9 protein-coding genes are annotated in these 12,231 nt (G+C 37.9%); 4 read left to right on the top strand and 5 right to left on the bottom strand.

Features of this window, described 5'->3' with window-relative positions:
• Positions 1-55: 55 nt before the first annotated feature.
• The 4 genes from ACNQFZ_RS00635 to ACNQFZ_RS00620 all read right to left on the bottom strand — a co-directional run bounded on the left by ACNQFZ_RS00635 (position 56) and on the right by ACNQFZ_RS00620 (position 5,979).
• On the bottom strand, positions 56-673 hold the full coding sequence (locus tag ACNQFZ_RS00635; protein ID WP_458413437.1) for a TetR/AcrR family transcriptional regulator: 618 nt from the start codon (positions 671-673) through the stop codon (positions 56-58).
• Between the two features lie 239 nt (positions 674-912).
• A complete protein-coding gene (gene parC / locus ACNQFZ_RS00630) occupies positions 913-3,327 on the bottom strand; it encodes a DNA topoisomerase IV subunit A (protein ID WP_458415268.1) in 2,415 nt (804 codons plus the stop codon).
• A 27-nt stretch (positions 3,328-3,354) separates the two neighbouring features.
• Entirely contained in the window at positions 3,355-5,319 is a 1,965-nt protein-coding gene (gene parE, locus ACNQFZ_RS00625; RefSeq protein ID WP_458413436.1) for a DNA topoisomerase IV subunit B, read from the bottom strand.
• Between the two features lie 240 nt (positions 5,320-5,559).
• Positions 5,560-5,979: a CoA-binding protein gene (locus ACNQFZ_RS00620; protein ID WP_458413435.1), complete on the bottom strand. Its 420-nt coding sequence runs from the start codon at positions 5,977-5,979 to the stop codon at positions 5,560-5,562.
• 159 nt (positions 5,980-6,138) lie between these two features.
• On the opposite strand from ACNQFZ_RS00620, the gene plsY reads away from it, so the two are divergent.
• From plsY to ACNQFZ_RS00605, 3 genes are all read left to right on the top strand, one after another.
• Positions 6,139-6,741, top strand: a complete 603-nt coding sequence (gene plsY, locus ACNQFZ_RS00615) for a glycerol-3-phosphate 1-O-acyltransferase PlsY (RefSeq protein ID WP_458413434.1) — start codon at positions 6,139-6,141, stop codon at positions 6,739-6,741.
• 124 nt (positions 6,742-6,865) lie between these two features.
• Entirely contained in the window at positions 6,866-7,066 is a 201-nt protein-coding gene (locus ACNQFZ_RS00610) for a copper amine oxidase N-terminal domain-containing protein (RefSeq protein WP_458415267.1), read from the top strand.
• Positions 7,067-7,185: 119 nt separating this feature from the next.
• Positions 7,186-8,259: an acyltransferase gene (locus tag ACNQFZ_RS00605; protein WP_458413433.1), complete on the top strand. Its 1,074-nt coding sequence runs from the start codon at positions 7,186-7,188 to the stop codon at positions 8,257-8,259.
• A 67-nt stretch (positions 8,260-8,326) separates the two neighbouring features.
• On the opposite strand, the gene ACNQFZ_RS00600 is transcribed toward ACNQFZ_RS00605, so the two are convergent.
• Positions 8,327-10,147: an FAD-dependent oxidoreductase gene (locus ACNQFZ_RS00600; RefSeq protein ID WP_458413432.1), complete on the bottom strand. Its 1,821-nt coding sequence runs from the start codon at positions 10,145-10,147 to the stop codon at positions 8,327-8,329.
• Positions 10,148-10,391: 244 nt separating this feature from the next.
• On the opposite strand from ACNQFZ_RS00600, the gene ACNQFZ_RS00595 reads away from it, so the two are divergent.
• Complete coding sequence (locus tag ACNQFZ_RS00595; RefSeq protein ID WP_458413431.1) at positions 10,392-12,197, top strand: FAD-dependent oxidoreductase; 1,806 nt, start codon at positions 10,392-10,394, stop codon at positions 12,195-12,197.
• The last annotated feature ends 34 nt before the right edge of the window (positions 12,198-12,231 follow it).

Here is a 12,231-nt window from a genome sequence, read left to right as displayed (position 1 = left end):
TTGGTCTGTATTGCGCATAGTAAATGTAAGCGCTTAATAAAATAATAAAATCACTTTATCTTTTAAGTAAAAAGGATGAATATTTTGGATTTTCTTTGGCTTCTTCGGTCAACAATGACTGGAGTATAAAATCAATAAATATATCAGAAATCTCTTCTATTGTTTTTTCTCCGTCGGGTTTATACCATTTATAAATCCAATTCACCATTCCGTGAATAGCCATTGTCGTAATGTTGATATCGAGATTTGATCGAAACTCACCAGATTCAATCCCTTCTTTAATCACTTTAAATATAATATTACTGTATTCTTTTCTTTTCCGATTTATAATTTGCTTGTAATCCGGTTTAAGATAATTACTTTCCTGGTAGAATACACATATGTGTGGCTTATAGAGATTAAAGATCCGTATATTATAGTGAATAATCGCCTGCAATCTTTCAGTTGACGTTGTATAAATTCGTAGCGCTTCCTTGGCATTATCTAATGCGTAATTAATGAAATAATCATGGATTATGTAAAGCAGTTCGTCCTTAGATTTGAAATGGTGATAAAATCCCCCCTTAGAAGTACCACTTTCTTCAACAATTTGATTCACTGTTACACCATGGTACCCATATGTTTCAAACATGTGAATAGCAGTATTTATAATTTTATCTTTCAATTTTGACATGTGTATTACCACCTTGATTTAGATTTTAGCAAAATAATTCTGAATATTCAATATGTAAATTAAAAAAATTTATAGTTTCTTTATAATTTTTTGTCGGTTTTAGACGAAAGAAGAGGCGATTGCAAAATAGGACAAATAACTTCAGACTTTTTTATGCGGTTTTTTTGCATTGAATTGATTAAAAAAGGATAAAAGCTCAAACAAAATGTTTTTTTGCCATTATCCTTTTACATATATGTTTATTCCGTTTCCTTTTCAGCAAAGGTCTTCCAAACCTGTTTGACCTCGCCTTTTTCATCGATATCAATCACAAATGACCCGTTGCTATAGCGATCATTTTCCCGTAAATCGTTTGGATTCAAACTTTCAATATAATCTTTTGTAGTTTTAAAATAAATGATTTCATTTTCAGCAGCTGGTAGAATGGCGGCTACTTTATGTGGATGCGCCTTTAATTCCCGTAGCATGACAAGACCACGTTTGGCCCTTGTTGTCTTTTCAAATTCACTTAATTTCATTCTTTTGGCGGCCCCGCGTTGTGTTATGAGAACTAAATGTGGTTGTTTATCAGAATCGAATACAAAACCACTGACGACATAGTCACCATCCTTTAGGTTTATACCTTTTACACCGGCTGCCCTTTGTCCGATTACGCTGATTTCCTCTTCACTAAACCATAAACCATAACCTTGACGTGTGCCGATAAAAACTTCCTTGCTACCATCTGTCAGGTAAACATCCACGACTTCATCATCATCTTTTAGATTGATTGCCACTAATGGTTTGGAATAGCGTTGTGCCTGATATAACGATAATTGCGATCTTTTGGCCATTCCATTTTTCGTAAAGAATACTAAAAATTGATTTTCTGTAAATTCACGAATAGGGATTGCTTTAATCAGCTCTTCGTCTTTCTCTATTGGGATAATCGTAGCAATGTGTTGCCCAAGATCCTTCCACCTGATATCCGGCATTTCATGAACTGGCAAGTATAAGTAGTTACCTTTATTTGTAAACAATAACATTTTATCGGTCGTGTTTATTTCAAATTGACCTAGTAGATAATCATTTTCTTTCAAACCGAATTCTTTCCCATTGGAAGCAGTGTAAGATCGAATCGAAGTACGTTTTATATAACCGTCTTTTGTAACCGTAACAATAACGTCTTCAGATGGTACCAAAACCTCAAGATTAATAACAATCTCTTCAATTTCCTCTTCAATTCTTGTACGACGCTCATCAGCAAATGTCTTTTTTACTTGCAGCAAATCTTTTTTTATAACATTAAAAAGCTTCGTCTCACTACTTAAGATATTTGTTAATTCTTGAATTTTTTTTGCTAGATCCTCTGCTTCTTTTTGCAGGGTTGTAATATCTGTATTTGTTAAACGATATAGCTGTAACGTAACAATTGCTTCTGCCTGCGGTTCAGTAAACTGAAACTTCGCAATTAAATTATTTTTTGCATCGCGCTTATCCTTTGAAGCTCTAATTGTTGCAATCACCTCGTCAAGAATCGAGATGGCTTTTATCAAGCCTTCAACAATATGCTGACGTTCCTTTGCTTTATTGAGCTCGTACTGGGATCGACGTGTGACGACTTCTTTTTGATGGGCGACATAGGCATCCAACATTTGCGGCAGACTCATTTGCTTTGGTGTGCGATTATGAATGGCAACCATATTGAAGTTATAGGAAATTTGTAAATCAGAATTTTTATATAAATAGTTTAAAACACTTTCTGCATCTGCATCCTTTTTTAATTCAATGACGATGCGGAGGCCCGTACGATCTGTTTCATCCCGCACCTCTGTAATACCTTCGATCTTCTTGTCAATGCGGAACTCGTCCATTTTTTTCACAAGGTTTGCTTTATTCACATCGTATGGGATTTCATCAATGACAATTTGCTGTCTACCGCCACGTAGATCTTCAATTGCGGCGCGGCTACGCACGACAATGCGTCCCTTTCCTGTCTCGTACGCTTTTTTAATTCCCTCAATCCCTTGTATGATGCCACCCGTTGGAAAATCTGGTCCCTTAATGACCTTCATTAAATCAGGTACGGTACATGTTGGATGATCAATTCGCATAATTACTCCATCAATGACTTCTCCAAGATGATGCGGGGGAATGTCTGTTGCATAACCGGCGGAAATTCCGGTTGAACCATTTACCAACAAATTTGGGTACATTGCTGGTAATACTGTAGGCTCCAGAATCGTATCATCAAAGTTAGGAGTAAAATCGACTGTGTCCTTATCAATATCACGCAACAATTCAGCAGCAATTGTCGATAGACGAGCTTCGGTATAACGCATCGCGGCTGGCGGGTCACCATCCATGCTACCGTTATTGCCGTGCATTTCAATTAGGACGTTTCGAACCTTCCAATCCTGACTCATACGGACCATTGCTTCATAAACAGAGGAATCTCCATGGGGATGATAGTTACCGATTACATTACCAACTGTTTTTGCAGATTTCCGGAATGGTTTATCATGTGTGTTTCCCTCTTGAAACATGGCATACAAGATCCGTCTTTGCACAGGCTTCAAGCCGTCCCTCGCATCAGGCAAGGCACGGTCTTGAATAATATATTTACTATAGCGGCCAAAACGGTCGCCAATAATATCTTCTAATGGTAATTCCATTACTTTTTCAAATAATGACGACAAAGTTTATTCCCCCCGATCGATTGTCAAATTCTCGTTTTCTAATATATTTACATCATCTTCAAGTCCGAAAGCAACATTTGTTTCAATCCAGCGCCGACGTGGCTCAACTTTATCTCCCATTAACGTTGTCACGCGACGTTCTGCACGGGCGATATCTTCAATCGTTACACGAATCAACGTTCTCGTTTCAGGATCCATCGTTGTCTCCCAAAGCTGATCAGCATTCATTTCACCTAGACCTTTGTAGCGCTGTATCGTATAGCCTTTACCAATCTTCTTAATGGCAACCTTTAATTCTGATTCATCCCACGCATATTCAATTACTTCTTTCTTGCCGGTCCCTTTACTTACTTTGTAAAGCGGTGGTAGGGCAATAAATACTTTCCCTTCTTCTATTAATGGCTTCATGTAGCGATAGAAGAATGTTAATAGCAACACTTGAATATGGGCTCCGTCGGTATCAGCATCTGTCATGATAATGACTTTATCGTAATTAATATCCTTTACCTCAAAATCAGCACCAACTCCGCCGCCAATTGCGTGGATCATTGTATTGATTTCTTCATTTTTAAAAATATCTGCAAGCTTTGCTTTTTCTGTATTGATGACCTTACCACGCAATGGCAAGATCGCTTGAAAGCGGCGGTCACGTCCTTGTTTGGCTGAGCCACCCGCAGAATCTCCCTCTACAAGGTAAAGCTCATTACGCTCAGGATTCCGTGATTGTGCAGGTGTTAATTTTCCGCTGAGCATCGCATCTTTGCGCTTTTTCTTTTTGCCATCTCTTGCTTCCTCACGAGCTTTACGAGCGGCTTCGCGGGCTTCTGCCGCTTTAATCGCTTTTTTAATTAAAAGTGTACTAATATCAGGATTTTCTTCTAAAAAGTAGGCCAATTTCTCTGACACGACTGAATCAACAACAGAACGAGCCTCACTAGTACCAAGTTTTCCTTTTGTTTGCCCTTCAAATTGAAGTTTTTCCTCCGGAATGCGGACAGAGATAATTGCAGTTAAACCTTCGCGGATATCGCTGCCTTCAAGGTTCTTATCCTTTTCTTTTAAGATGTTCACCTTACGGGCAAATTCATTAAAGGAGCGGGTCATCGCTGATTTTGCACCAACTTCATGGGTACCCCCGTCTTTCGTGCGGACATTATTCACGAACGATAAAATATTTTCAGAATAGCCGTCATTAAATTGGAATGCATATTCCACTTCAATCCCCTGCTGTTCACCTTCAATGTCTACTACCTCGTGTAGTACATCCTTTTCCTCATTTAAAAAATCAACAAATGCTTTTATTCCCGATTCAAAATGAAATTCATCTTTTACATCATGGCGTTCATCAATCAGCGTAATTTTCATGCCTTTTAAAAGAAAGGCAGATTCACGCAAACGCTCGCTTAATGTTTCGTAATTAAAAACCGTGGTGCTGAAAATGGTTGAATCCGGCTTAAAGTGAATCGTCGTTCCAGTCACTTTCGTTGTGCCAGTTTTCTCTAATGTTGTAACAGGGTGCCCCCCATTTTCAAAACGTTGTTGATAGATATTTCCATCTCGCTTTATCGTTACTACTAACCATTCTGATAAAGCATTGACAACTGAGGCACCAACCCCGTGTAAGCCGCCGCTCGTTTTATAACCGCCTTGCCCAAATTTTCCTCCAGCATGAAGAACAGTTAAAATAACCTCTGGTGTCGGCTTTCCTGTTTTATGCATCCCAGTCGGCATGCCGCGTCCTTCATCCTGTATACTTATACTATCATCTTTATGTATTGTTACTTTTATTTGGTTACCGAATCCTGATAGTGCTTCATCGACAGCATTATCAACAATTTCGTAAACAAGATGATGCAATCCACGTGCATCTGTACTACCAATGTACATCCCGGGACGTTTACGGACAGCTTCTAAGCCTTCGAGTACTTGAATGGCATCATCATTGTATTCAAATGGTTTGTTAGTCAATAGTCTATACCCCTTTCAAACATACCCTTGAAAAATAATCATATCATAAAGGAACATATTTTCTCACATGTTTTTTGAAAAACGTTCTCTAAATTGACAAATTTTGTTCGTTATACTTTCTATTTTTTCGTCATATCTATGCTTTCTATTGTAATGATAGAAATATCTTTCGCAACTAAACCTTTCTAGAGAAAAAGAAAAATCCCTGCTTTTTAGCAGAGATTTATTTTACTCAGCATCTTATCTTGGTCTTGTTATTGCATGCTCTACTTTAATGCAGCGGTTCATTATGACAGTCATTCCATTCTCCTTAAGGTATTCATAGGCTTCATCATTCTCAATCCCTGATTGGGCCCAAAAGACATCTGCTCCAATCTCCACTGCTTCTTTTGCAAGCGCAGGTAATTTTTCTGATCTTCGGAAGATATTAACGATGTCCACATGACCTTCGATATCCTTTAATGATGGATAGGTTTTCATTCCCAATACCTCATCGATTGTTGGATTGACAGGGATAATTTCATAACCGGCTTGCATCATCGCTTTTGGAATCATGAAAGATGGTTTATCAGGATTATTTGTCATGCCGACAACTGCAATCCTCTTTTTAGTCTTTAAAATTTGACCAATCTCTTCACGGCTTGGATTTTCAATTGTCATTCAGTCCCACTCCAGTCAAGTATACTTATACGATTACATAAAGAATACCAATATGTTACAAGGAAATGCAATAAATCTGTCTCTATCTGAACTTCCTGATGCCTTTTTAGCTTTCTCATGTTAAAATAAAGAAATCTTAGCATAAGGAGTCTTGTGGGGATGACAGTTTTTTTTATTGTAGTGTTAGCTTATTTATTAGGGTCAATCCCTTTTGCCTTGATTGTAGGGAAAATTGGCTATGGAATCGACATTCGCGAGCATGGAAGCGGAAATTTAGGTGGGACGAATACATTTCGCGTCTTAGGCATTAAGGCTGGTCTAATCGTAACAACTGCAGATATTTTAAAAGGAACCCTTGCAGCAAGCCTGCCGTTATTATTTGGCCTTGAAGATGTATTACATCCACTTATAATTGGAATTGCAGCAGTTATAGGTCATACATACCCTGTGTTTGCAAAATTTAGAGGTGGAAAAGCGGTTGCAACATCAGCGGGTGTCTTGCTTGCTTATAGTCCACCATTGTTTATCTTAGTGATTGCGAGCTTTTTTGTAACTTTATATATTACCAAGTATGTCTCACTTTCTTCGATGACTGCAGGAATCATTGGGATTATTTATAGCCTGTTTACAGGCGATGTACCACTCATCATCGTAATGAGCTTACTCGCTTCCTTTGTGATTTATCGCCATCGTGCCAATATTAAAAGGATTATGGGCGGAACGGAACCGAAAATTAAATGGATGTCAAAAAAATCGTCTTAGGAATTTTTCCTTGACGTTTTTTTATGTCTTATTTTACTAGTTTTCTGTAAAATTTGTGTCATAATTGTCGATGTAAAACATGTTATAATGTGGGTGTACAGTATTACTAGATTAAGAGTTACCAATCGGATCTAAATATCCTTTGGTGAATGGCGAAAAAACCGTGATAAATGTACCCGCCAAAATATTGAACAGACGTACACTTGTACCTTTGCGTTTTGTAAGTGAAGCTTTAGGGGCTAATGTGAGTTGGGACGAGGAAACTAGAATCATCACCATTCAATCATCAGAGAAATCCGGTTTTAATGTTGTAAAAATTTATTAATGCTTTTCGTCAAAACCCTCGGTTGGTGGAATCTAAAAATTCAAATTCTTATGTTATGATATTTTGGAATACTTTGAAAATAGGAATAGCCTACATAGATGAAGGGAGCCTTTTTATTGGTGGCAAAAAAAGAGCGCATTACATATTTAGATTTATATAGAGCGATTGCGATTTTAGCTGTAATTATGATACATACCTTCTCCGAGCCTGTCGCTATATTGGCGAAGGATTCAGTTTTATATCCGTACTACGTAGCGGTTTATGCTTTGGTTCAATTTGCGGTGCCAGCTTTTATATTTCTAAGTGGTTTCGTGCTGTTTTACAGCTATGAAAATCGCTGGAACAAAAACATATGTATTGAGTTTTTTAAAAAAAGAATTTTATATATTGTAACTCCTTATTTATTATGGTCATTCTTTTATTTTATGGTGCTTCAACTTGGCTTTAAACTCAACCCGTTGGACAATATGAATACATTTTTATTTTCATTACTAACTGGAAAAAACTATACACATTTGTATTTTATTTTTCTAATCATACAGTTCTATTTGTTATTCCCTCTCTTTATGTACATACTTAAGCGTTTTCAATTTATCCGTCATCATTTAGTTGCAATCGTGATTTTGATACAGATCGTTTATTATCTTTTAAATTTATGGTATTTCAACATTCAATATACAGGCAGTTTCTTTATGACTTATCTTTCTTTCTTTTTAGTAGGGGCCTATATCGGCTTGCATTATCATCAAGCAATCGAAAGGATCAAAAAGAACGCCAAACTTTTTTACTTTTTAACTGCGTTAATCGCAATCGTGACTGTGATGAAGTCCTATTTCCGCTATACCATTCCTGGATATGGCCAATCTTGGATGCCCTATGCAAATCTTGGATTATATTATTCTTTTGTACTAGTAACCTGCATAAGTATTATTTTAATCTCAATTTGGCTAAATGAGCACATGCCGCACACAAAGCCATATACCATCCTTACCTCTTGGGGGCAAGGTTCGTTTCTTATTTATTTTGCCCATCCGTTTATCTTATTGGTGTGGCGCCATTATTTGCTCACTAGCGACCCAGTCGGATACCATATCATGAACGTATTAGGTGGAATTTTGTGTTTGCTGCTTTCATGGGTCGGCTATTTATTCCTAAAGAGATTTAATTGGTCTTGGATTTTTATGGGAAAATAATTGTTAAAAAAGTGCTATCCAACCAGCCGATATTTTGGACCATTGGATAGCACTTTTGTATTTCACACTAAATCCACCCAAAAAGTTTGCCAACAATAATAAACATGGCTTCTCGAGTAATTTCGTCTTTCCCTTCCCATTTTTTCATCTCTTCAAGATAAGTACGATGATAGTCCTTTACTGGCAGCCCTTCTAAAATATTATTGATTTCATCTGTTGTTAAGTTCTGCTCTTTCTCGGTATTAAAGTAATGATCTAAATATTTAGCGTTGTCTTCGTATTTTTTATTGGATGTGCTTTTCGTCCAATAGGTATACATAAGCATATTTGAAAATGATTTGTTTGTCGCTTTTTTATCTAATAATAAATCATTTGTATAGCCTGTAAAAAGAGCCCGGTGATTAAGCAACCCGCGGATTGCCGGATAATACCATTTATCTTCATAAGGATAGGGTATTGAAAACTTATCGACAGCCGCACCTTGGGCTTTTAGAGCTTGTTGAAGTTCAGCGATTGCTTCTTTGTTGCTTGCCATCGTATGGAAATCGATATTTTTATTTAGGGCAATGCCACTCGCTGCGCCCGCCCCTTCACCGGTTGCCATGCCGGTAGGAACGATCCTTACAGAGCCTTGGGCCAAAGAGGAATATCCTCCTGAACGTCCCACCACTAATAGATTTGTAATTTTTTGTGGGACCAAGCTTCTAAAGGGAATGCCGTATTGGGTTGGGTTTAAGACGACCGCACCGGGGTCCTCTACTGAGGTTGCCTGAATATCGGCTGGATAGCCGCCATAGGCAATTGTGTCCCAGTGATATTTGTTTTCCCATAAATCGCTGATTGGGAGTTGATACAACGAGCGGATATGCCGGGTTTCACGCACGTACAGCTCCGCTGGAAAAGAGGCTATCTTTGCTTGTTCAAAGCCTGGAAAGTTTTCTTTTAGCCAATCAAGTATGATGGCTGTCTCCTTCTTTCCTCGCACTAAGCCGTCTTGAATAGAGGCTTCAGACAAACCATCGACCCCAAAAATTTGCAAAGCATTAATATAATAGCCTTCATGATTGCGAATTAAGTTAAAACCACGTAGCCTCATATTGGGATCATGGGGCTTATACATTTCACGCAATTTGGCAAAGCCCCATGCAGCTTTATCCGTTACTTCCGCAGGACCAAAGGTCTTACGTATTGCTACCTCTTTTATTTTCTCCCAATCGACATTTTCAAGGTGGATCATCATCGTAACTGCCATTTGGCTTTTTGTTTGGCCGACATCCTCTGCGCCAATAAAATAAGGAACACCACTTAAATAGGCAACATCCGCATCCTGGGTGGCGTCAATATAATATTTGGCTTGGAGCGTGTATTCCTTTTGGTTTTTCAATACTTTAATGGATTGTATTTCAGTTTGATTCAACAAGTTGATATCCTTGATTTGCGTACTTAGGAGTACCGATAAATTTTCTTGAGTTTCAACCATTTCCGAGAATGCGGATTTGGCAGCTTTAATTTCAAACGACTCACTTTTCCCAACCAAGCTATGCCATTCCTTGAAAATACCGTTGTTAAGTACTTTATTATCAATCCCATGGGGAAAATCAATGACATTCATTTCCCCATAAGTAAATAAACCGCCAAGACTAGCCCGCTTTTCAATCAGGAGTGTTTTCGCCCCGTTCCTTGCAGCAGAAAGAGCTGCGGCAATTCCCTCAGGCTCACCACCAATGACAATGACGTCAAATTGTTTAACAGTATCCTCGTTGTCATAAAAATCAGAGGCTACTTTATCCTCTGTCTTTTCCTGTCTTCCAACAAAGACTTGTACAACGAGAACCGCAATTATTAAGAATAATAAGAAAAAAGAAATGCTTTTGAACGATTTACTCATAGGAAATACCCCTTACCAATAATTCATTACATTCTTCGCAGGATTGTGTTTGTGCAACATTCCAGCTTTACCTATCATAACATATGTAAACCCAATATTTACTATTATCCTTGCCAACCCTTAAGCTTCAAAGTGAAAACTAACTCACCCACTTTTGTACGAATTTTTATTGAATTCACTTGAAATACTATTCATACCACAAAAACAAAATATCCTTAAAATATTATAATATCAGAGGCATGTGATGTATAAAAAAATCAGTATGTTCTTTGTCATCATTTTGATCTTAACTGTAACTGGGATTGCTTTTTTTAATAATGACAGCAACATCTTTGCTCACAACATATTTTTTAATAATCAAAACGATAGTAAAACCTTCGATGTGATTGTGATCGGTGGGGAGCCGGAAGGGATTGCTGCCGCCCTATCCGCTGCAAGGAACGGGGCGGAAACACTCCTGATTGAAAAGCGGGATAGTCTTGGTGGTTTATTTACTTATGGCAAAATGAATGTTCTTGATTTCCCACATGGGATCGACCGTAAAATACTAAGTCATGGCATTTTTCAAGAGTGGCATCTTATGGTAGGTGGTCAAAAGTCATTTGAAATAAATGCCGCGGAAAATGCGTTTTTTAAAATGGTCAAGACCCAAGAAAATTTATCAATGCTGTTGAATACGAAAATTAAAGAGGTTGTATTAAACGATAAGCAGGAAATTGATTCTCTGAAGATACTGGAAAAAGATAAAGTATACACTCTCCATGCAAAATATTTTATTGATGCTACACAGGATGCGGATATTGCCTACTTAAGCGGTGTTCCCTCCTTTATTGGGGCAGAAGATGTCGGCCATAAGAATCGGTTAATGGCGGCAACATTAATGATTCATCTAATAGGTGTTGATTGGGATAAGATTAAAGAAACAGCTAAGAAGGAAACATTTGGTCCAGCGCAGGTAAAACGGGGAGCAGCATGGGGCTTTTCAAAACTACGTGAACTTTATAAGCCAAATGATCCCAATATGAGATTACGTGGGTTAAATCTAATTCGTAATGATGAAGGCTATTTTATTAACGCTTTGCAAATTTTTGGCGTTAATGGTTTGTCTGATGCCTCTATTCAAGAAGGTATTACACGTGGAAAGAAGGAAACCGTATATATTTTAGATTGGTTGAAGAATAACTTTCCAGGCTTTGAAAATGCCGAAATTGCTTCCTTTCCTGAAGAACTATATATTCGTGAATCAAGACATATATATTCGCTTTACCAACTACCTGTTAGCGACCTATGGGAAAATAAATATCATTGGGATACGATAGCCTATGGCGGCTATCCGGCTGATATTCAGGCTACAGCGGTGGATGATCCAGGGGCAATTGTTCTAAATCCCACTCAATATGGAATTCCCTTTAGAAGCTTGGTGCCACAAAAAATTACAAATCTTTTGGTAATCGGACGCTCTAGCGGGTATTCCTCTTTAGCTCAGGGCTCCGTACGGATCGTTCCAACTGGCATGGCGACTGGAGAAGGGGCAGGTGCGGCCAGTGCGGTTGCTTTTAATAAGAATATCGATTTTCATACAATGGCAAGCAACAAAGATGCAATCGCTGAGCTTCAACAAGCTTTAAAAGCTCAAGGTGCGGCCGTTGAAAAGTTTACCCTTCTATTTCCTTATGAGGATAAATGGTATTATCCAGCAATCCGAGAGCTACTCAATCATCGTGCTCTCTTTGGTGGCTACAAAAATGATTTATCAGAATACAAGATTGCCCAAAACAAGTTATTTTCTACCCTACTTTTACAGACGTATCAAGCTAAACAACCCAATAACCCAAACTACGAGGAAAACATTCTTTACTTAAAAAAATATTACAAGGCAAACGAAATTCGAAATTTAACTGTCGAAGAAATCAATGCGATTATTGCGGGATTACCTTATAAGGATTTTGACGATACGTATCAAAAAGAACTTGAAAGGATGAGTAGTGAAAAGGCACTCACCCGTGAAGATATGTATATTATTGTTGGAAAATTATTTGGATGGATATGATTAATGGAACATGAGGACAACCTGTTCCCATGTT

The organism is Schinkia acidoalkalinis, assembly GCF_054301215.1.
Note: the sequence above shows the minus strand (reverse complement) of the source record. Positions and strands in the feature narration are given on the sequence as shown.